General features: G+C 68.3%; 19 protein-coding genes and 1 other RNA gene. 7 read left to right on the top strand and 13 right to left on the bottom strand.

From position 1 onward, the window contains the following. Positions 1-41: 41 nt before the first annotated feature. The 4 genes from glnA to AC3A6P_RS02745 form a co-directional block, all read right to left on the bottom strand. Positions 42-1,382 (bottom strand): type I glutamate--ammonia ligase, encoded by a 1,341-nt coding sequence (gene glnA, locus AC3A6P_RS02760; protein WP_487688025.1) that lies wholly within the window; start codon positions 1,380-1,382, stop codon positions 42-44. A 58-nt stretch (positions 1,383-1,440) separates the two neighbouring features. Further along, the gene (locus tag AC3A6P_RS02755) at positions 1,441-2,946 is read right to left on the bottom strand and encodes an alpha/beta fold hydrolase (protein WP_487688022.1); all 1,506 of its coding nucleotides are present in this window, start codon (positions 2,944-2,946) and stop codon (positions 1,441-1,443) included. A gap of 77 nt (positions 2,947-3,023) precedes the next feature. Next, entirely contained in the window at positions 3,024-4,562 is a 1,539-nt protein-coding gene (locus AC3A6P_RS02750) for an alpha/beta hydrolase (protein WP_487688020.1), read from the bottom strand. Between the two features lie 74 nt (positions 4,563-4,636). Continuing rightward, entirely contained in the window at positions 4,637-6,034 is a 1,398-nt protein-coding gene (locus AC3A6P_RS02745; RefSeq protein ID WP_487688017.1) for a WS/DGAT/MGAT family O-acyltransferase, read from the bottom strand. 172 nt (positions 6,035-6,206) lie between these two features. Between AC3A6P_RS02745 and panB the strand changes: the two genes are divergently transcribed. After that, positions 6,207-7,049 carry a 3-methyl-2-oxobutanoate hydroxymethyltransferase gene (panB, locus tag AC3A6P_RS02740; RefSeq protein WP_487688159.1) on the top strand — a complete coding sequence of 281 codons (843 nt, stop codon included), beginning with the start codon at positions 6,207-6,209 and terminating at the stop codon, positions 7,047-7,049. 25 nt (positions 7,050-7,074) lie between these two features. Here the strand turns inward: panB and AC3A6P_RS02735 are convergent, their stop codons facing one another. After that, positions 7,075-7,854, bottom strand: coding sequence for an enoyl-CoA hydratase/isomerase family protein (locus AC3A6P_RS02735; RefSeq protein ID WP_487688014.1), 780 nt, complete (start codon positions 7,852-7,854; stop codon positions 7,075-7,077). After that, positions 7,851-8,522 carry a TetR/AcrR family transcriptional regulator gene (locus AC3A6P_RS02730; protein ID WP_487688012.1) on the bottom strand — a complete coding sequence of 224 codons (672 nt, stop codon included), beginning with the start codon at positions 8,520-8,522 and terminating at the stop codon, positions 7,851-7,853. The genes AC3A6P_RS02735 and AC3A6P_RS02730 overlap by 4 nt, the downstream gene beginning before the upstream one ends. 167 nt (positions 8,523-8,689) lie before the next feature. Here AC3A6P_RS02730 and AC3A6P_RS02725 point away from each other — a divergent pair, with 167 nt between their 5' ends. The 4 genes from AC3A6P_RS02725 to AC3A6P_RS02710 all read left to right on the top strand — a co-directional run bounded on the left by AC3A6P_RS02725 (position 8,690) and on the right by AC3A6P_RS02710 (position 13,655). After that, positions 8,690-9,442 carry a DUF1989 domain-containing protein gene (locus AC3A6P_RS02725; protein WP_487688009.1) on the top strand — a complete coding sequence of 251 codons (753 nt, stop codon included), beginning with the start codon at positions 8,690-8,692 and terminating at the stop codon, positions 9,440-9,442. Between the two features lie 8 nt (positions 9,443-9,450). Continuing rightward, on the top strand, positions 9,451-10,092 hold the full coding sequence (locus tag AC3A6P_RS02720; protein WP_487688006.1) for an urea amidolyase associated protein UAAP2: 642 nt from the start codon (positions 9,451-9,453) through the stop codon (positions 10,090-10,092). Beyond that, on the top strand, positions 10,089-12,101 hold the full coding sequence (locus tag AC3A6P_RS02715; protein ID WP_487688004.1) for a 5-oxoprolinase/urea amidolyase family protein: 2,013 nt from the start codon (positions 10,089-10,091) through the stop codon (positions 12,099-12,101). Before AC3A6P_RS02720 ends, AC3A6P_RS02715 begins: the two co-directional genes overlap by 4 nt. Before the next feature lie 78 nt (positions 12,102-12,179). Beyond that, complete coding sequence (locus tag AC3A6P_RS02710; RefSeq protein ID WP_487688002.1) at positions 12,180-13,655, top strand: CYTH and CHAD domain-containing protein; 1,476 nt, start codon at positions 12,180-12,182, stop codon at positions 13,653-13,655. Positions 13,656-13,658: 3 nt separating this feature from the next. On the opposite strand, the gene rnpB is transcribed toward AC3A6P_RS02710, so the two are convergent. Next, an RNA gene (rnpB, locus tag AC3A6P_RS02705) (RNase P RNA component class A) lies at positions 13,659-14,080 on the bottom strand. Between the two features lie 858 nt (positions 14,081-14,938). Continuing rightward, the gene (locus tag AC3A6P_RS02700; RefSeq protein ID WP_487687999.1) at positions 14,939-15,358 is read right to left on the bottom strand and encodes a pyridoxamine 5'-phosphate oxidase family protein; all 420 of its coding nucleotides are present in this window, start codon (positions 15,356-15,358) and stop codon (positions 14,939-14,941) included. A gap of 103 nt (positions 15,359-15,461) precedes the next feature. On the opposite strand from AC3A6P_RS02700, the gene AC3A6P_RS02695 reads away from it, so the two are divergent. Then, a complete protein-coding gene (locus AC3A6P_RS02695) occupies positions 15,462-16,148 on the top strand; it encodes a 2OG-Fe(II) oxygenase (protein WP_487687997.1) in 687 nt (228 codons plus the stop codon). A gap of 5 nt (positions 16,149-16,153) precedes the next feature. On the opposite strand, the gene AC3A6P_RS02690 is transcribed toward AC3A6P_RS02695, so the two are convergent. Continuing rightward, the gene (locus tag AC3A6P_RS02690; protein WP_487687995.1) at positions 16,154-16,777 is read right to left on the bottom strand and encodes a class I SAM-dependent methyltransferase; all 624 of its coding nucleotides are present in this window, start codon (positions 16,775-16,777) and stop codon (positions 16,154-16,156) included. 2 nt (positions 16,778-16,779) lie between these two features. Next, positions 16,780-17,718, bottom strand: coding sequence for an NAD(P)/FAD-dependent oxidoreductase (locus AC3A6P_RS02685; protein ID WP_487687993.1), 939 nt, complete (start codon positions 17,716-17,718; stop codon positions 16,780-16,782). 46 nt (positions 17,719-17,764) lie between these two features. Between AC3A6P_RS02685 and AC3A6P_RS02680 the strand changes: the two genes are divergently transcribed. Beyond that, complete coding sequence (locus tag AC3A6P_RS02680; protein ID WP_487687991.1) at positions 17,765-18,340, top strand: helix-turn-helix domain-containing protein; 576 nt, start codon at positions 17,765-17,767, stop codon at positions 18,338-18,340. Here AC3A6P_RS02680 and AC3A6P_RS02675 read toward each other — a convergent pair whose 3' ends face one another. The 3 genes from AC3A6P_RS02675 to AC3A6P_RS02665 are packed head-to-tail and all read right to left on the bottom strand — an operon-like array spanning position 18,341 to position 21,308. After that, the gene (locus AC3A6P_RS02675; RefSeq protein WP_487687988.1) at positions 18,341-19,420 is read right to left on the bottom strand and encodes a bifunctional RNase H/acid phosphatase; all 1,080 of its coding nucleotides are present in this window, start codon (positions 19,418-19,420) and stop codon (positions 18,341-18,343) included. Then, on the bottom strand, positions 19,417-20,154 hold the full coding sequence (locus AC3A6P_RS02670) for a zinc ribbon domain-containing protein (RefSeq protein ID WP_487687985.1): 738 nt from the start codon (positions 20,152-20,154) through the stop codon (positions 19,417-19,419). Before AC3A6P_RS02670 ends, AC3A6P_RS02675 begins: the two co-directional genes overlap by 4 nt. Further along, positions 20,151-21,308 (bottom strand): Nif3-like dinuclear metal center hexameric protein, encoded by a 1,158-nt coding sequence (locus tag AC3A6P_RS02665; protein ID WP_487687982.1) that lies wholly within the window; start codon positions 21,306-21,308, stop codon positions 20,151-20,153. The genes AC3A6P_RS02670 and AC3A6P_RS02665 overlap by 4 nt, the downstream gene beginning before the upstream one ends. Positions 21,309-21,313 lie beyond the last annotated feature (5 nt).

Raw genomic sequence — 21,313 nt, 5'->3', positions numbered from 1 at the left:
AACCGCCCCTCGGTTCGGCAATCCTGCCGGGCGGGGAGCCGTTACAGGCTGAGGTAGGTCTTCAACTCGAACGGGGTGACGGTGCTGCGGTAGGTCTCCCACTCGGTGCGCTTGTTGCGCAGGAAGAAGTCGAAGACGTGTTCGCCGAGGGCTTCGGCCACCAGCTCGGAGCCTTCCATGGCCTCCAAGGCGTTGCCGAGGCTGTTGGGCAGTTCGCGGTAGCCCATGGCGCGCCGTTCTTCAGCGGTCAGGCTCCACACGTTGTCCTCGGCCTGCGGCCCCAGCACGTAACCTTTTTCGACCCCGCGCAGGCCGGCGGCCAGCAGCACCGCGAACGTCAGGTACGGGTTGCAGGCCGAGTCGGGGCTGCGCACCTCGACGCGCCGTGAGGACGACTTGTTCGGCGTGTACATCGGCACACGAACCAGTGCGGAGCGGTTTGCGGCGCCCCAGGAGGCTGCTGTGGGCGCCTCGCCACCGTGCACCAGGCGCTTGTAGGAGTTCACCCACTGGTTGGTGACGGCGCTGATCTCGCTGGCGTGCTCGAGGATGCCGGCGATGAACGACTTGCCGACGTCGGAGAGCTGCAGCGGGTCATCGGCGCTGTGGAAGGCGTTGGTCTCGCCTTCGAACAGGCTCATGTGGGTGTGCATGGCCGAGCCCGGGTACTCCGCGAAGGGCTTGGGCATGAACGACGCACGCACTCCCTCGCCGAGGGCCACCTCTTTGACGAGGTACCGGAAGGTCATCACGTTGTCGGCCATCGACAGGGCGTCGGCGTAGCGCAGGTCGATCTCCTGCTGGCCCGGCGCACCCTCGTGGTGGCTGAACTCCACCGAGATGCCCATCTGCTCCAGCGCGTCGATGGCATGCCGCCGGAAGTTGGGGGCCGAATCGTGCACGGCCTGGTCGAAATAGCCGCCGTTGTCCGCGGGCACCGGCACGCTGCCGTCGTAGGGACCGGGCTGCAGCAGGAAAAACTCGATCTCCGGATGCACGTAGCAGGAGAAGCCCAGGTCACTGGCCTTGGCCAGCTGCCTGCGCAGCACGTGGCGCGAATCGGCCCACGACGGTGAACCGTCGGGCATGGTGATGTCACAGAACATCCGCGCCGAGTGGTGATCTCCACCGCTGGTGGTCCAGGGCAGCACCTGGAAAGTCGACGGGTCGGGCCGGGCCACCGTGTCCGATTCGGACACGCGGGCAAAACCTTCGATCGACGAGCCGTCGAAGCCGATGCCCTCTTCGAAAGCGCCTTCCAGTTCGGCGGGCGCGATCGCCACCGACTTCAGGAATCCGAGCACATCGGTGAACCACAGCCGCACAAAACGGATGTCCCGTTCCTCCAATGTGCGCAGCACGAATTCCTTCTGGCGATCCATGACGGCGAGCGTATGCAAGACCTGTTAACTCTGTGTTACGGCGGTGAGTCGGCTGCGCTCAGCAAAACAGATTCGCAGGTGGCAGCACCTGGTCGACGAAGTAGTTGACCGTCGCCGTGTCGATGCACTGCTGCCCGTTGAACACCACCGTGTGCTGGGTCCCGTCGAAGGTGATCAGCGGCGCCTGCAACTGGCCGGCGAGATCCACCCCGGCCTGGTACGGCGTCGCCGGATCCCGCGTCGTCGACACCACCACCACCTTGCCCGGTGGCATGGCCGGCGCCGGTGCGGGCGCCGACGTGGCCGGCACCGGCCAGAATGCGCAGATGTCGCGCGGCGCGAAACCCGTGAAGGCACCGTAGGACTGGAACGGCGCCACCTGACGCATCCGCAGGTCGAAGGCCGCCCAGGCGGCCGGGTCCTGCGGTACCGGCGCGTCGACACAGCGCACCGCGTTGAAGGCGTCCTGCTTGTTGCGGTAGTGGCCCGCAGCATCGCGTCCCTGGTACAGATCGGCCAGCCCCAGCAGGTCGTCGGCCTCGGTGCCACGCTGCAGTCCCAGCAGCCCGCTGGTCAGGTAATCCCAGTAGCGCGGGGTGTACAACGCGTTGCCGGTGCCGATGATGGCGTCGGAATAGCTCAGCCCCCGCGGGTCGGCGGTCCGGCCTGGTTGGCGCACCAGCGGGTCCACCAGCGCGCGGTACCGACTGACCCACTGCGCCGGGTCCTGACCCAACGGGCAGCCCTCCGACCGCGCGCAGTTGGCGGCGTAGGTGTTGAACGCCGTTTGGAAACCGGCGTTCTGGCGCAGGGTTTCGTCCATCGGCGGCACCGCCGGGTCGATCGCACCGTCGAGCACCATCGTGCGCACATGCTGGCCGAACTGCTCGAGGTAGGAGGTGCCGATCTGGGTGCCGTAGCTGAACCCGAGGTAGTTCAGCTGCTCGTCGCCGAGCACCTGCCGCACCGTGTCGAGATCACGCGCCGCGTTGACCGTGCCGACGCCGGCCAGGAAGTCGGTTCCCATCCGTTCGGCGCAGCGGTCGGCGAACTGCTGGTACTGAGCTTCGATGGCCGCCACCCCGGCCGGGCTGAAGTCGACCATCGGATCGCGCCGCCAGGCGTCGAATTCGGCGTCGGTGCGGCATCGCAGTTGCGGTGTGGAGTGCCCGACCCCGCGGGGGTCGACGCCCACCAGGTCGAAGTGTTCGGCGATCGGGCTGCCCGCCAGAGCGCGGCCCATACCGGCCACCGTGTCGACCGCCGAGGCGCCGGGCCCACCGGGGTTGACGAACAGCGGACCGATCCGGGTGCCGCTGGCGGGGATGCGGATCACCGCCAGTTCCGCCTGGGGACCGGTGGGGTTGTCCGCGCTCACCGGCACCGGCACCGTGGTGCACTGTGCGGTGGGCAGCACGTCGACGCCGTACCCGAACTGCGTGCAGTCTGCCCAAACGTGTTGTGTGGCAACAGGTTCCGGCTCGGCCTGCGCACCGGGCGCAGTGATGCCGGCCAGCAGAGCGATCGAGAGCAGCATCGAGCCCGAGAACAAGGAACGACGCATGCGACACATCGTCGCATGCCCGCCCGCGGGCGTCGCACCCGAGCGGGTCACGCTCCGGTATCAATAACCACGGCGCATCAGCACTTGGCGTCCGGCGGCGGCATCGCCCCGTCGATCAGGTAGCGCGTCGCGTAGTCGTCCACACAGGCATTGCCCTGGAACGTCACGGTGTGCTGGGTGCCGTCGAAGGTCACCAGCCCGCCGCCGAGCTGATCGGCCAGCTTCACCCCCGCCTCGTAGGGCGTGGCCGGGTCACCGGTGATCGAGACCACCAGCGTCGCCGGCAGGTCCGGCACCGACAGCTCGTGCGGTTCGCTGGTGGGTTCGGCCGGCCAGAGGTTGCACGTGGGTTCCGGGACCAGACCGGTGAATTCGCCGAACGACAGGAACGGCGCGGCCTCGCGCAGTCTGCGGTCTTCGTCCACCAGCACCGACATGTCGGTGATCCGCGGTTTGTCCATGCAGTTCACCGCCATCCGGACGTCGGTGGCGTTGGTGTAGTGACCGTTGCCGTCACGGCGCATGTACATGTCGGCCAGGATCAGCAGCGTGTCGCCGTGCCCGTCGCGCAACTCCGACAGGCCCTGCGTCAGGTGCCGCCACAGCGCCGGTGAGTACAGCGCCATGATGGTGGCCGTGGTGGCATCGAAGTGCGACAAGCCGCGCGGATCCTGGGTCGGTGCCGGCGTCTGCTCGTACGGGGCCAGCAAATCCTTGTACACCTCAACGGCTTTCGCCGGGTCGGTGCCCAGCGGGCAGTCCGGGTTGGTGGCGCAGTCCGCGGCGAAGTCGTTGAACGCCGACTGGAACGCTTTCGCCTGGGCGATATCGGCTTCCACCGGGTCGGCGTTGGGATCGATGGCGCCGTCGAGGATCATGGCGCGGACGTTCTGCGGGAACTGCTCGGCGTAGGTGGACCCGATCCGGGTGCCGTAGGAGTAGCCCAGGAAGGTCAGCTTCTCCTCACCGAGCGCTTCGCGGATGCGGTCGAGGTCTCGTGCGACGTTGTCGGTGCCGACGTTGGCCAGGAACTCGGTGCCCATCTTGTCGATGCACCGCTGGACGTACTCCTCGGTGTCCCGGTTCAGGCGGTCGACGCCCTCCTGGGTGTACTCGATGAGCGGTTCGGCGCGTTGCCGGTCGTTGTCGGCGTCGGAGTTGCACCACAGGGCCGGGCTCGACGAGGCGACCCCGCGTGGGTCGAAGCCGACGAAATCGAAACGCTCCCGGATCTCGTCGGGCAGGGTGCGCAGCAAGCCGAACGCGGCCTCGATACCCGACTCCCCCGGCCCGCCCGGGTTGAACACCAGCGAGCCGATCTTCTCTCCCGTGGCGGGGAACCGGATCAGCGCCAGGTCCAGCGCGTCACCGTCGGGCTCGTCGTAGTCCACGGGTACTGCCAACAGTCCGCACTCGGTGCCTTCGGGCAGCTCGATCTGCGACGGCTCCGTGAACTGGCAGGCCTCCCAGGCCACGGGTGCACCCGCACGGGCGCCCGCCGCGGTCGGTTGGCCGTCGACCTGCCTGCTGCACCCGGCCGCCCCGAACACCAGTCCCGCGATCGTCACCCCGATCAAGGTGGCACGCAGAGGACGGCGACGGGCGAGCTTGCTCATGGGCAATATGCTGCCATGAGCCCAGCCCGGAACCGCTCAGGCGCTGGTAGGCGCGCCATCTGGCGGTGCGGCTGTCAGCGGTTGGCCGCGGCGAGCAGTTCTTCCATCCCGACCTGGAAGTCGTCGGCCATCGTCCACAGGTCCGGCAGCAACTCCGGGCAGGAGACCAAGCCCACGTCCAGCTTGCCGATCAGCGACATCACCGTGATGTTGAGCCCGGACCCGTGGAAGATCGGCCCGAGCGGATACATCGCCTTGACTTCCGATCCCAGGAAGTACAGCGGCACCTGCGGACCGGGGACGTTGGACAGCACCAGGTTGTGCACCGGGCGCGCCTCGGTGAGCCGCGACCGGGCGTAGACCCGCATCGCCACGCCGAACACCGCGGGCGCCGCGAACTGCGACCAGTCCTGCAGGAGTGTCGCCGCGATGGCCGAACTGTGTTCCTTGGCAACCGAAGTCGCCTCCGCGATGGCGGTCAGCCGCTCGGCCGGGTCGGCGATGGTGGTGTACAGACTGGCGAACATCCCCGACACCTTGTTGCGGCCGGGGCGGTCGGATTTGTCGTGGACGGACACCGGCACCATGGCCACCAGGGAGCTGTCGGGCAGTTCGTCGCGCTGGAGCAGGTACTCCCGCAGCGCCCCGGAGACCAGCGCCATCACCACATCGTTGACCTTGACCCCGAAGTGGTTCTTGACCTTCTTGACGTCCTCGAGGTCCAGCTGGGCGTAGGCGACATTGCGGTGTGAGGTCACGTTGGCGTTGAACGCGGTCTGCGGGGCGGTGAACGGGCTCGTCATCGCCGAACCGCTGATAGCACGACGTACCGTGTCGACCACCGTGGTGACCGTTGAGGGCAGCACCTTGGTGGCCAGGTGCACCGGCCGGTTGGCGAACCGCACCAGACCGCGGGCGGCGATGTCGAGCTGATTGGCGTCGCCGGAACCCGGCACCGGATCCGGCGCAGGCGGGTCGGGTTCGGGGGAACACAACTGGGACATCAGGTTGGCTCCGGTGACCCCGTCCACGGCGGCGTGATGCACCTTGGTCATGACGGCCAGCCGGCCACCGGCGTGCGCGTCGGTGCCCGCGACGTTCTCGATCACCCACATCTCCCACAGCGGGCGGGAGCGGTCCAGCGGCAGCGAGGCGATGTGCCCGCAGATCTCGGCCAGCTCCACCCGTCCGCCGGGACCGGGCAGCCCGATGCGGTGCAGGTGCCGGTCGACGTCAAAGTCCTTGTCCTCCACCCACACTGGGTGATCGAGGTTGAACCGGCTGTCGGCCAGTTTGTCGCGGAATTCCGGCATCGCCGCGATCCGGACCACCAGTTCGTCGCGCAGACGTTCGAAGGTGTATCCGCCCGGCATCGTCGAGGTGTCGACGTCCAGGATCGAGCACACGTGCAAGGGCTGCGACGGAGTTTCGAGATAGAGGAAGCTGGCGTCGAGCCCGCTGAGCCGTTGCATCCGGCGATCGTATGTCCAAGAAGCGAAGGGTGTGAGGAACTCCACTTAACTTGCAGTTCACGTGAACGGACCCGGCTGGCAGACTGGTGGCGTCAGCAGACCCGGGGACCCTGATGGGCCTCGAGGATCGAACCGACCACCGCAGAGGACAGTGATGTCTGAAAAAGCCGGAATGCAAGAGCAGCATGTTTATGGCGCTGCCTCCGATCAGCCCAAGAAGCGCTTCAAGGTTCGCACGCACCATCTACAGGCCTGGAAGAGCGAAGGCCACAAGTGGTCCATGCTCACCGCCTATGACTACTCCACCGCCCGGGTGTTCGACGAGGCCGAGATCCCGGTTCTCCTGGTGGGTGATTCCGCGGCCAATGTCGTCTACGGCTACGACACCACCGTGCCCATCACCATCGACGAACTGATCCCGCTGGTCCGCGGTGTGGTCAAGGGGGCTCCGCACGCGCTGGTGGTCGCCGACCTGCCCTTCGGCAGTTACGAAGCCGGCGCCATGCAGGCCCTGGCCAGTGCGACGCGGTTCCTGAAGGAGACCGGCGCCCACGCGGTCAAACTCGAGGGCGGCGAGCGGGTGGCCGACCAGATCGCCACCCTGACCCAGGCCGGCATCCCGGTGATCGCGCACATCGGCTTCACCCCGCAGAGTGTCAACGGCCTGGGCGGTTTCAAGGTGCAGGGGCGCGGTGACGCCGCCGAGCAGACCATCCACGACGCCATTGCCGTGGCCGAGGCAGGTGCCGTAGCCGTGGTGCTGGAGATGGTGCCCGCCGAACTGGCCACGCAGATCACCGGCAAGCTGACCATCCCCACCGTCGGTATCGGTGCGGGCCCCAACTGCGACGCCCAGGTACTGGTGTGGCAGGACATGGCCGGGATGACCTCCGGCCGCACCGCGAAGTTCGTGAAGCGCTTCGGCGATGTCGGCGGTGAGTTGCGCCGCGCGGCAACCGAATACGCCGCCGAGGTGGCCAGCGGTACCTTCCCCGCCGAAGAACACTCCTTCTAGCCCCCGAACCCGAACCGACGCGGGCTCAGGCGAACCTGGGCGCGCGTTTGTTCAGGAACGCGTCGATCCCCTCTCCACCGTCGGGTCCGTCGGCGTTCTCCGCGATGAGGTCGGCCTCGAGCGCCATCTGGGTCTCGATGTCGTTGCCGAACGAAGCCAGCACCAGCTTCTTCACGGCGGCGTGGGATTGTTTTGCGCCAGAAGCAATCTGGTCGGCCAACTCGGCGGCCCGCCGGGCCAGTGCCGCACCCTCGACGACCTCGTTGACCAGGCCCCACGCATGAGCCTCGGCCGCCGACAGGGTGCGGTTGGTCAGCATCAGTTCCTGCGTGCGCCGCACACCGATGAGCCGCGGCAGGTAATACGACGCACTGCCGTCGGGGCTCAGCCCCGCTCTGGTGTAGGCCATGGTGAACGCCGCGGTATCGGCGGCGAGCACCAGGTCGCCGCTGATCGCCAACGAGAAACCGGCACCGGCGGCCACGCCGTTGACGGCCGTGATCACCACGGCGTCCATCCGGGCGAACGTCGAGACGGCGCGATGCAGATCGTCGGCGATGCCCTTGACGAAGGGACCCGGTCCCAGCGGTGACGCGGCCATCGCCTTGAGATCGCCTCCGGCGCAGAAGAATCGGCCCGCACCGGTGATCACCACGACCTTGGTCTCGGCGGTGTCCGCCTGCACGGCGGCCTCGGCGAGTTCACGGGTCATGGTGTCGTTCATCCCGTTGGCGGCCTCGGGGCGGTTCAGCGTGATGGTGGTGATGGCGCCGGCCTGGTCGAACTGCAGTGTCTCGAAGGTCATGCCGAGACGTTAGCCGGTGGGCTGAGCAGTCGATCAGCGGTCCCCCGCCGAAGCGCGTCGAAATCCCCCGACCAGCCCAGCGAGCGCAGCGCGCCGTCGGCGATCACCCACGGCTGCTCCGGCGGGCACCCGTTGTCATCGGAGCGCCGGTTGATCACGGTCTCGACCAGCCGGAACGGTAGATCGTCGGCGTCGACGGGACCGGCACACTCGGCGATGACCTGACGGGCCAGCAGCCGGTAGTGCTCACGCAATTCGGCGCGACGGGCGCGAAAGCCCGCGAACCGGTCCACTCGCAGCTCCGGCAGCAGGTACAGCGCGCCCAGATTCCAGCGGCTGCCGCACAGCTGGGTCACGTCGCTGACCACCAGAAGGTGCAGCCGCGGGGCAGCCGGCGAGGATTCGGCCAGCAGCTCATGGGCCAGGACCAACGGTGCGTCGACGGTGCCGGCAACCAGCGCGTCGAGAATGTCGTCCTTGGTGGCGAAATGGTGGTAGAGCGAGGCCTGCCGCATGCCCACTGCATCGGCGATCGCGCGCGTCGACGTGCTGGAGTAGCCGTGGGTGGTGAAGAGTTCGGCGGCCGCGTCGAGGATCTCCTCACGGGCCGTCTTGCCCGGACGACGCGATTGCTCCAGGCGCGGCCGCCCACGGCCGTCGGTGCGCATGCGTCACATTGTTGCATTGGCGATGCCGCGGAGGGTGCGCCACCTGCGCCGATCCCATTACCTGTCAACCGACAGAAAGTGTCACGCGAACGTAACAGCGCAGACATGACCCCGGAACGCGCTGCCACAAAACTTTCACCCGACAGTTAATCGGTCAGGGAGGAACTATGAGCACCGCGTCCACCGACGGCGCCCGATCGCATGCCCGGTCACAGGCCTCGGGTGCGCAGATGCGGGTCCCCGCCACCCCCGAGGGCATCGACCCCACCCGGTTGGTCTGGGCCGAAAGCGTTCCCGGCGGGTCCTACACCACCCGCGTCCTCGGGCGCGGCAGCCGCCTGCGCCTCATCGACCCCGACGGCCATGCCTGCGCACACCTGCTGTTGTTCCGCGCCGACGCCAACTGGGAACGGCTGAACGTGGCCGACACCATGAAGGTGCCGTGGCAGGCCTATCTGGGTACCGGTCACCCCCTGTTGTCCGACCAGGGTCGGGTGCTGGCCACCGTCGTCGCCGACTCCTCCGGGCACCACGACCTGCTGTGCGGTATGACCCCCGCCGGGCAGAGCGCAATGCTGCTGGCTGCGGCCAAACACGGCATGGACGCCCGCGACGTCGCCCCGTCGGCGTCGTTCTTCCAGGGCGTGCGGGCCGCGCAGGACGGTGCGCTGGAATTCACCGGATCCGCCGGCCCGGGCGCCGCGGTGGACCTGCTGATCCACCTGCCCGTGGTGGTGGCGTTGGTCAACGCGGCCCATCCGCTCGATCCGCGTGGTGAGACGACGGGGCTCGACGTCCTGGCCTGGCGCGCCGACGAGGAACTGCGCACGCCGGTGAGCACCGACCCCGAGTACCTACGCGCCCTGTTCAACACCGAGAGCACCTGGGCCTGCGCCCAGAACGCCGCCGCGATCAGCTAGGACACCCCATGACACTCGCCCCCGAAATCACCGTCATCTCCGATGAAGTCGTGGCCGCCTGCGCGCCGTGGTCTGCGATCCTGCGTGCCGGCCAGCAGCTGCAGATCATCGATCTGCACGGCAATCAGGCCGTCGACACACTCTTCTACGGCGTGCACCCCGGCACCGATCGGGTGGACCCGTCCAAGCGCTACAGCTGCCAGGCCACCGTCGCCGGCCAGGGCAACATCTTCCTCACCACCGGTTCGGTGTTGCGCGCCGCCGACGGCACCCCACTGGTCACCATCGTCTCCGACGAGGTGGGTAACCACGACACCCTTGCCGGCGCCTGCTCCAAGGAGTCCAACACCCTGCGGTACGGACACCACACCGTGCACCAGCACGCCTGCGCCGAGAACTTCCTCGCCGAGGCCTCGAAGTGGGGTATGGGCAAGCGCGACATCGTGCCCAACATCAACTTCTTCATGAACGTCCCGGTGGAAGCCGACGGCACCCTCGGTATCGTCGACGGGCTGTCGGCCCCCGGCAAGTCGCTGACCGTGCGCGCCGACTCCGACACCCTGGTGCTGGTGTCCAACTGCCCGCAGATCAACAATCCGTGCAACGGCTTCGACCCCACGCCGGTGCGCATGGTGATCACCGGCTCATGACCACAAAAATCGACGTGGTCAGCCCCGGAATGCTGACCACGGTGCAGGACTGGCCGGGTCGAATCGGCTACTGGCACATCGGCGTTCCGCCGTCGGGGCCGATGGACGACCTGTCGTTCCGGATCGGCAATCGGCTGCTCGGCAACACCGAAGGTGTCGGCGGCCTGGAGTGCACCCGCAGTGGTCCGAGTCTGCGGTTCCCCGACGGCGCCCGGGTATGTGTCACCGGAGCGCCCGTGCCGGTGAGCGTCGACGGGGCACCCGCCCCCATGTGGCAGTCGATCTCGATTCCCGCGGGAGGCACGCTGGAGGTCGGCACCATGACCGGGCCGGGCATGCGCTGCTACGTGTTGTTCGCCGGCGGACTTGTCGAGCCCGAATACCTCGAGAGCACAGCCACATTCACCCTCGCAGCATTCGGTGGTCATGACGGTCGCGCGCTGCGCGCCGGTGACGACCTGACCATCGGCACCGACCCCGGCCCGCACGAGCTGCGCCAGGACCGCGCCGCCCGGGCGGCCATCGAGGAGCAACCCAGCATCGGTCATCGCTGGGAGCTGGCCGTCACCGAAGGACCACACGGCGCACCGGAGTTCTTCACCCGCAACGACATCGACACCCTGCTGGCCACCGACTACACCGTGCATTTCAACTCCGATCGCACCGGCGTGCGCCTCGAAGGACCGAAACCGCGGTGGGCGCGCAGCGACGGCGGAGAGGCCGGACTGCACCCGTCGAACATCCACGACACCGCCTATTGTGTTGGTGCACTTGATTTCACCGGTGACACCCCGATCCTCCTCGGTCCCGACGGACCCAGCCTCGGTGGCTTCGTCTGCCCGGTCACCGTCGTCAGCGGTGACCGTTGGAAGCTCGGCCAGCTGGCGCCGGGCGACTCGGTGCGGTTCGTGCCGGTGCGCGCCGACCGGGCACCCTCGGTGCACAGCCTCGACGTCGACCGGCGGGCGTCGTTACCGCTGGTGCTGTCGAAAGCCGGCGACGCCGACGACGGAGTGCTGAACCGGTACGCCACCGCCGACGGCACCGAAGTGACGCTGCGGCGTGCCGGTGACGGCGGGGTGCTCGTCGAGTACGGGCCGATGGTGCTCGACCTGGCCATGCGGGCCCGGGTGCACGTGCTCTACGAGGAGCTTCGTGCCCGCGGTGTCGACGGCATCACCGAGCTGGTCCCCGGGGTGCGGTCACTGCAGGTGCAGTTCGACCCCGGCCGGCTCAGCATCGGCGAGATCACCGGTCTGCTGGCCGGCATCGACGAGACTCTGCCCGCGACAGACGAACTGGTGGTGCCGAGCCGCACCGTGTCGCTCCCGTTGTCATGGGACGACCCGGCCACGCACGAGGCGATCCAGCGCTACATCCATGGCGTGCGCGCCGATGCCCCGTGGTGCCCGTGGAACATCGAGTTCATCCGGCGGATCAACGGACTCGGCGATGTGTCCGAGGTTCATGACGTGGTGTACGGGGCTGAGTACCTGGTGCTCGGCCTCGGTGATGTCTACCTGGGCGCGCCGGTGGCCACTCCCCTGGACCCCCGGCACCGTCTGGTCACCACCAAGTACAACCCGGCCCGGACCTGGACACCGGAGAACGCGGTGGGTATCGGTGGGGCCTACATGTGCATCTACGGGATGGAGGGACCGGGCGGTTACCAGTTCGTCGGACGCACCACCCAGGTGTGGAACCACAGCCACCCACGCGATTCCCGGTCATTCGAGCCGGGCACGCCGTGGCTGCTGCGGTACTTCGACCGGATCAGCTTCTATCCCGTGAGTGCCGAGGAGCTGCTGGACATGCGGGCGGAGATGGCCGCCGGCCGCGGCGATGTCGCGATCACCGACGGCAAGTTCTCGATGGCCGATTACCTCGCTTTCCTGGAGCGCGACGCCGACCCCATCGCGGCGTTCCGCCGCCAACAGGCCGAGGCGTTCGCGGCCGAGCGGCAAGCGTGGGACAACGCCGGAGAGTTCAGGCGACAGATCGCCAGCTGACGGCGCGATCGCCCGGATCTGTTTGTTCACCTGGATGTGGCACTCTGTTCAGACTCTTGGAGGCACGCACGAGCGAAGGTGGACATGGCCAGCGCGAAACCGACCCGGCACAAGGAAGTCGAGCGCAAGTTCGACGTGACCGAATCGACGGTATCTCCGTCCTTCGACGGACTGTCGGCCGTAGCACGGGTAGAGCTGTCGCCGGCCGAGTCGTTGGACGCCGTGTACTTCGACACCGCCGATCACGACCTGGCGGCACGCAAGATCACGTTGCGCCGGCGCACCGGTGGCGCCGACGAGGGCTGGCACCTCAAGCTGCCCGCCGGCGCGGACGCTCGCACGGAGGTCCGGTTACCGCTGGATGCTGGTACCGAGACGGTGCCGGCCGAGCTGCTCGACGTGGTGTTGGCCATCGTTCGTGACCGGCCGTTGGCGCCGGTGGCGCAGATCAGCACCACCCGCCACATCCAGCTGCTGCACGGCAGCGACGGCACCGCGCTGGCCGAATTCTGCGATGACCAGGTCACCGCATGGGCGGTCGGCGGCGACGAGCAGGCGTGGCGGGAGTGGGAGCTGGAGTTGCTGACTCCCGACGCGGAGCCTGCTCTGTTGGATCGCCTGGGCAATCGGCTGCTCGACGCCGGGGCCGTCCCGGCCGGCTCGGGGTCGAAACTCGCGCGGGTGCTCGCAACCGGCGCGGAGCCGAAGGCCGAGGCGCCCCTGCCCGCGGATCCGGTGCACCGCGCCGTGGCCCAGCAGGTGGCTGAGCTGATCGAATGGGACCGCGCGGTGCGCGCCGATGTGTGGGACTCGGTGCACCAGATGCGGGTCACGACGCGTAAGTTGCGCAGCCTCCTCAAGGAGTCCGAGGAGTCGTTCGGGCTGACCGACGACAGCTGGGTACTCGACGAACTGCGCGCGCTCGCGGCCATCCTGGGCGTGGCCCGCGATGCGGAGGTACTGGCCGAGCGCTACGAGAACGCACTTGACGGGTTGCCCGCCGAACTGGTGCGCGGCCCGGTGCGCGAACGTCTGGTCGAGGGCGCCAAGAAACGCTACGAGGTGGGGCATCGTCGCTCGCTGGCGGCCATGCGTACGTCCCGGTACTTCCGGTTGCTCGATGCTCTCGAAGAGCTGGTGACGGCCGAGCCGACGACGGCCGAGGGTAAGCACGCGTCTCCGGTGACCATCGACTCGGCCTACAAGCGTGTGCGCAAGGCCGCCAAGGCCGCCGATGAGGCCACCGAGGACCGCGACGAGGCCCTGCACCGAATCCGTAAGAGCGCCAAGCGGTTGCGTTACACGGCCTCGGCACTGGGCGCCGACAAGGTGTCGGGCGCCGCCAAGGAGATCCAGACGCTGCTGGGGGAACACCAGGACAGCTACGTCAGCCGGGCGCATCTGAGTCAGCAAGCCGACGTCGCCCACGCCGCGGGCGAAGACACTTTCACCTACGGGCTGCTGTTCCAGCGCGAGCACGAGCTCGCCGATCACGCGCGGGAGCAGGTCGAGGAGGCACTGGCCAAGCTCGACAAGTCCGTGCGCAAGCTGTAGAGGCGAACGAGCTGGCCTGTAAGCCGGATTCTGTCCTGAGCGGCTCCGTCTCCGGAGCCGCTCAGTGGCGACCATCCATCTGGGCACACCGTCACCGGGTACCTCGAGCGGCCTACCCGCAGACTCGGGCGAGCAACCCTCGGGCGTCTGCGCAGTCGCGCCCCCACGCGACCTTCTTGGCCTTGCTTCGGGTGGGGTTTGCCTAGCCACCCCGGTCACCCGGGATGCTGGTGCGCTCTTACCGCACCGTTTCACCCTTACCGTTTCCGGCGGTCTGTTTTCTGTGGCACTGTCCCGCGAGTCACCTCGGATTGCCGTTAGCAATCACCCTGCTCTGTGAAGTCCGGACTTTCCTCGAATGGCCGACCGTCCCTCCTCCCCCTCTGCAGGACCGGTCGGTCACCCGCGGCCGCCCGGCCAACTCGTTCGCCCACCCAAGGTACTGGTTGACGCCGGTCAAAGACCAATACGCGTCGGTCCCGTTCATCCCGCGGCAGCGGCCCGGTGCACGCCGCTCACCCGACATCGACCGGCAGACACTCCGCACGCGATCGTCAAGCCGCACTCGCCCCGAACGCCCGTACCGCCAGTGCATGGCCGGTTCACCGCCCGTCGTTTCTCGGCGGTGACGTGATGCTCTTCATCGTCGACGAAGAACGGGCACGACCTCCGCTGGAGGGCTGGGGCCGGTGTGCAGCCCGGGTAGCCGGCCGGACATGCGGGCGCGGCCGTGCGCACCGGGACCGTTGAGACCCCTAGCGGCGGAAGCGATGCCGGCCGTGTCAAGGCCGCCGAGACGCACACAGTGGCCCCGCATACCGACAGTGCCGGCTCTCGGGCGCCAGCACTGCATGTCGACGGCGTACATGCGTGCAACGAGTGCCCACGAGGCCCGGATCCGGGACTCTCGGAGCGAGTAATCGGCGCTGAGCTGCAGCATCGCCTCGTTGAGCGCATCATTCGAAAGCATGTTCGAATACTATCGGGCCCCACTGACATTGATGCTGACATCTCCCAAGACATCGGTGACAGTTCCGGTGGTCGTGGTGGTGACACTTGCGCTCCAAAGCGGCGGGGGTGGCCCTTAATGAACCCATCGATCCGCGCGTCCGTCTTTGCGATCTCGCAGCGGCCCGATGATGCCCCCCGCGGGTGGCGGACCTAGACGGCGAGGTTCTCATTGGACACACGCCCCGCACTCGAAGTGAAGTACGTCGGCGACGGATAACCCCGCGGTCCCCGGCCGAAAAGGGCAAAACGTCATCGTGTCTGGGACCGGCGAGCTACTCCTTCGAGTAGTCCGTGCTCAACCAGCGCTGCGGGCGCATCCGGATCACCACCGACGTCGAGCCGAGGCTCTGATCGGTGAACTCCGCACCGGCCTCGGTACCGAGATATCGCACCGCGATCGCCTCGACGACGTCGCGGGTGGCCGACTCGATGGCGGTCACGTCCCCCTCGGCCGTCACATAGCGATACGGCGGCTCCTCCACCTGCGTCGTGATGGCAAACCGCCCGGCCGCACGGATCAGTTGCTCCTTCAGCGAACCGGCGTCGGTCCAGAGCAGCACCTCGCCGCCAGGCTCGTAGCCGTACCAGATCGGCACCGAGAGCGGCGCCCGGTCGGGCCGCTCCACCGCGATCACCCCCACCCGCTTCTCGGCCAGGAAGGCTTCACGTTCGTCACTGGTCATCGTCGGCATGGCTGAACCTCTCGTCGGCGGTGTCTCAGGTCACAACCTCCGCGGGCGCGGAAGTGTTCCTCGACAGACCTCACATTCCGAACACCGGGGGCGTCTACGAGATATGAGCATCCATTGGGCGCAGGTGGCCGACGAGTTGGACCGCACTGGCGGCGCCCTGCTGCCCGAACTGGTCAGCGCCGGCGACGCGGCCAGGCTCCGCGGTCTCTATGCCGAGGACCGGCTGTTCCGGGCCACCATCGACATGTCGCGACACCGGTTCGGGTCCGGGCAGTACCGCTACTTCGATACGCCCTACCCCGAACCCATTCAGTCCCTCAAAGAACGGCTGTATCCAGGGCTTCTTCCGATCGCCCGCGACTGGTATCACCGGCTGGGCCGGGAGGCGCCGTGGCCGGACACCCTCGACGACTGGCTGGGGATGTGCCATCGCGCCCAGCAGGACAAACCCACCGCCCTCCTGCTGCGGTACGGCGCCGGCGACTGGAATGCACTGCATCGAGACCTTTACGGAGAGTTGGTGTTTCCCCTGCAAGTGGTGATCAATCTCAGCGAACCGGGCGTCGACTACACCGGCGGCGAGTTCCTGCTCGTCGAACAGCGGCCCCGCGCGCAGTCACGCGGGACCGCCGTCCAGATCCCGTGGCGGCACGGCTTCGTGTTCACCACCCGCGACCGGCCGGTGCCGTCAACGCGTGGATGGTCGGCCGCGCCCGTTCGGCATGGCGTCTCCGAGGTTCGCAGCGGCACCCGGTTCACCCTTGGCCTGGTGTTCCACGACGCCGCCTGACCGCATCAGGCCGTGCGCCGCACCACGATCACGTTGTCGGGTATGTGAGCGTGCTGGCCGTCCGGACCGACGGCCTCGCGCTCCACGACCTCGGCGCGCAGCACCTGCCACATCGACATGTCGAGCGCCAACCCGTCGACGACCTGCTGCGGGGTCGTGAAGACGTGATGGGCATGCTTGTGCGCCGACCACGGCGGCGCAGCGCCGTGATCCACCAGGACGAAGGTGCCACCGGGGGCGACGGCTGCGGCGGCCCGCCGCAGCAGGGTGTACCGATCCCAGTCCACCGGGGACTGCAGAAACTGGGCGGACACCAGATCGAACTCGCCCTCGGGGAACGTCTGCGTCAGATCGTGGTGCGCAAAGTCGATGTGCGAGGCCAGCTCTCCGGCATCCTCGGCGGCGCGCCGCAGCGCCTCATCGGAGATGTCGACGGCCACCACATGCCAGCCCCGAGAGGCCAGCCACTTGGCGTCGCCCCCCTCCCCACATCCCAGATCGAGCGCCCGTCCCGGCGGCAGCGCCGATACCACCTCGGCGAACCGCACATTCGCCTCACCGGTCCAGCGCCGCGGCGACTCGCGATACATGGCGTTCCACATCTGCTGTGTTTCACTGCTTTCCGGCATGGTCAGCTCCTGGGCTGTGGGATGGGCAGTCCGAAATCCTCGGACATCTTCGTCTGCATCACGGCGGCCCCGGCCAGCGAACCCGCGGCCACCGCAGCCGCCACCTGCGGCATCTGAGCACTCACGTCACCGGCGGCGAACAGCCCCGGCACACTGGTGCGACAGAACGGATCGATTTTCAGCGCGTCGACGGCAACGGGTCCGGGCTCGGCGAACTCCGCGCCCAGGCGCTGGGCCAGCGCCGACCGCTGGTGCATGGTCGTGGAAACCAGCATTGCGCTGCGCGGCAGTCGATCTCCGTCGGTGAACACCACCGCGTCCAGCTCACCGTTGACGCCGGCCAATTCGGCGATCGGCCGCTCGTCGATCGAGACTTTGGCCGCGACCAGCAGGTCACGTTGCTCCTCGGAGAGTTCGGCCGCGCCGTTGGTCAGCAGCACCACGTCGTCACTCCACCCGCGCAGCAACAAGGCGGTGTGGATGGCGCGATCCCCGTTGGCGCACACCGCCAACGGCTTGTCCCGGACCTCCCACCCGTGGCAGAACGGGCAGTGGAACACCGAGGCGCCCCACAGCTCGTCCACGCCGGGCAGCGGGATCGGCCGGTACTCCATTCCGGTGGCCAGCAGGATGGTGCGGGTGTTCACGCGGGCACCGTCGGCCAGTTCGACGGTGAACCCGCCACCGACCGAGAGGGCATCAACCACCACGCCGTCACGCACCTCGACGCTGGGATAGGCGGCCAGCTCGGCCCGGCCGCGGGCATACAACTCGGCCGGCGGCCGGCCGTCCGAACCCAACAGCCCGCCGATCCCGTGCGCTGCGCGGTTGCTCTGCTGTCCGGCGTCCACCACCAGCGTGCGGCGCCGGGCCCGGCCCAAAACCAGTGCGGCGCTGAGGCCCGCGGCGCCGCCACCGACGATCACACAATCAACGTCCATGACACGAGCTTGCAGTCGGTCGGCCAGAATGCCAAGCTGTTTTGCCATGCAGGCAAACGAGGCTCCCGACGTCGATACGTTGGTGCGGCGCCGGCTCCGCGAATTACGAATACGCCAGGGACTGACGCTCGACGACGTGTCCCGGCGCGCCCAGATCGACGTGTCGACGCTGAGCCGGCTGGAATCGGGCAAGCGCCGGCTGGCGCTCGACCACCTCCCGCGCTTGGCCGCCGCATTGTCCGTCAGCACCGACGATCTGTTGCGCGAACCCGAACAACCCGACCCCCGGGTGCGCGGCGCCTCACACACCCACAACGATGTGACCTTCTGGCCGCTGACCCGCCACGGGCCGGCCGGCGGGCTGCACGCGTTCAAGATCCGGGTGAATCCGCAACGCAGGACTCCGCCGAAAGAGCTTCCGGTGCACGAGGGTCAGGACTGGATGTACGTACTGTCCGGCAAGATGCGCCTGGTCCTCGGCGATCGTGACTTCACCATCGAACCGGGCGAGGCCGTCGAGTTCACCACCTGGACACCGCACTGGTTCGGCGCGGTCGACGGGCCCGTGGAGGCCATCATGATCTTCGGCGCCCAAGGCGAACGCCTGCACCTGCACACCTGATCAGAGATACGAGGTCTGGTTCACCAGCCGCACCGAGGCCAGGCCGTCGGGGTAGAACTCCGCGATCGACAGCGACGCCAGGTCCAGATGCAGCCGGTACAGGATGCCCGGCCCGGCGTCGAGGGCCATGCGCAGCATCGTCTTGATCGGCGTCACGTGCGACACCACCAGCACGGTCGAGCCGGCGTGCTCGGAGATGATGCGCGTGCGGGCCCGGCGTATCCGGGTGTGCACGGTGTCGAAACTCTCGCCGCCGGGCGGGTCGACACTGGTGTCGCGCAACCAGCGCCCGTGCAGTTCGGGATCGGCTGCCGACGCCTCGGCGAAAGTCAGCCCCTCCCAGCCGCCGAAGTCGGTTTCGATCAGATCGTCGTCGACGGTGACGTCGAGGCCCAGGCCTTTGGCGGCGGCCGCGGCGGTGTCGTAGGCGCGCTGCAGCGGTGAACTGATGACCGCCGAGACGCCGCCGCGCTGCGCCAGATACGCCGCGGCGGCCGCGGCCTGCTGGCGCCCGAGTTCGGTCAGCGCCGGATTACCCCGCCCGGAGTAGCGGCGCTCGACCGAGAGTTCAGTCTGTCCGTGCCGCAACAGCAGCATCCGCGTCGGCTCACCGCGGGCTCCTGTCCAGCCAGCCGGATTGGCATGTGGTGCAACCGCTTTCACCTCGTCGGACACACTGGCCGCCGCATCCATGGCTTCGTTGGCCAACCGGTCGGCATGCGAGTTCTGCGCACGCGGAATCCAGCGGAACGTCACCTCCGAGAACCCCGACGCGAGATCCCGGGCCTGCTGATGCAGCACCGCCAGGTCGGCGTTCTTCACCTTCCAGCGGCCCGACATCTGCTCCACCACCAGTTTGGAGTCCATCGCCACCGCGACCTCGGAAGCGCCCAGGCTCGCCGCTTCGGTCAAACCCGCGATCAGGCCGCGATATTCGGCGACGTTGTTGGTTGCCCGGCCGATGGCTTGTTTGCTCTCGGCCAGCACTGTGGCGTGGTCGGCGGAGAACACCACCGCTCCGAAGCCGGCCGGGCCAGGGTTGCCCCGCGAGCCGCCGTCCGCTTCGACCAGCACCTTCACGCGCCGAACCCCTTGATACGCAACAGGATCGCCCCACACTCCGGGCACCGCACCACGTCGTCGTCGGCCGCAGCGGCGATCCGCGCGGATTCCCCGCGGTCGATCTCGATCCGGCAGGCACCGCAACGCCGGCCCTGCAACAGCCCGGCACCCACCCCGCCGGCGGTGCGCTGCCGCTCGTAGAGCGCCACCAGATCCGCCGCGATGGTCTGGGCCAGTTCGGCGCGCCGTTGCCCCGCCACCGTGCGCGTCTGCTCCATCTCGGCCAACGCCGCGTCACGGGCGTGCAGGGCCACGGCAACATCGGCGCCCAGCCGGTCGATCTCGGCCTGCTCGGCCGCTTGCTGTCCGACCAGCTCCTCGCGGCGCTCCATCACCTCGAGCAGTGAGTCCTCCAGTGACGCCTGTCGCCGCTCCAGGGTCTCCAGCTCGTGCTGCAGCTCGGCGAGCTGTTTGGGATTCACCGTCCCCGAGTCCAGCAGCGCCCGGTCCCGGTCTTCGCGCTGACGAACACCGTCGACCTCGGACTCGAACCGGGTGACCTGCCCGTCCAGATCATCGACGGCGATCTGCAGTACCGCCAACCGGTCCTGGGCGGCGCGCTGCTGGGCCTGCAGGTCATCGAGGCTCTTCTGCTCGGCCAGGGTCTTCGTCCGGTGCGCGATGCGACTCAGCTCGGCGTCCAGTTCCGTCAGCTCGAGGAGCAGACGTTGTTGTGCTACTTCAGCTTTCATGTATAGCTTCCCTGACTCTTCACGTTCCACGGGTCGGTGCGGACATCGCTGACCCGAACCGGCAGACGATCACCGAAATGGTTGCGCAGCACGGACGCTGCTTGATGGCACCACGGTTGTTCGCTGGCCCAGTGCGCCACGTCCACCAGGGCCATGTCCGAGCCGCGCCGGTACTCGTCGGCGGGGTGGTGGCGAAGATCGGCTGTCACGTACGCCTGCACGCCGGCCTGCGTCACCGCACTCAACAGTGAATCGCCGGCACCGCCGCACAGCGCGACCCGAGACACCAGGGCGTCCGGGTCACCGGAGGCCCGCACCCCCCAGGTGGTGGCCGGCAGCCGCTGACCCACCCGGGCCACGAACGCGGACAGCGGCTCCGGCTCGGGCAGCGCCGCGATGCGTCCGATGCCGACACCCGACGGCAGCGGCGCCAGCGCCAGCACGTCGAATGCGGGCTCCTCGTAGGGGTGCGCGGCACGCATGGCGGCCAACACCCGGGCCCGCACCCGCGCCGGGGCGATCACCTCCACCCGGTCCTCGGGCAGCCGCTCCAGCGAACCACGGGCCCCGATCGCCGGGGTGGCGCCCTCATGCGGCAGGAATTGGCCCGTGCCCGTCACCGACCAGCTGCAGTGCGAGTAGTCACCGATCTGCCCGGCGCCGGCGTCGAACACCGCGGACCGCACCGCGTCGGCGTGGTCGGCGGGAACGAAGATCACCCACTTGTCCAACTCCGGGCCCGCGGGTTCGGGGTCCAGCACGTCGACGACCGTCAGCCCCAGGGCGTCGGCCAGCGCGTCCGAGACACCCGGCGCGGCGGCATCGGCGTTGGTGTGCGCGGTGAACAGGGCGCGCCCGGTACGCAGCAATCGGTGCACCAGCGCACCCTTGGGGGTGCTGGCGGCCACGGTGTCCACCCCGCGCAGCAGCAGCGGGTGGTGAGCCAGCAGCAGGCCGCCGTCAGCGACCTCCTCGACCACAGCGGCGGTGGCGTCGACGGCGACGCTCACCGAGGTGACCTGCTCGTCGGGGTCGCCGCACACCAGGCCCACCGAATCCCAGGATTGCGCCAGCTGCGGCGGATAGGCGGTGTCGAGTACCTCGATGACCTCGGCAAGCGGGACGCCGCCGGTCCCCTGAGCACTCGAAGTCACACTCA

Source organism: Mycobacterium sp. Soil_C_30 (genome assembly GCF_057656995.1).
The sequence above is the reverse complement of the archived record's forward strand: the minus strand, read 5'-3'. Positions and strand labels throughout refer to the sequence as shown.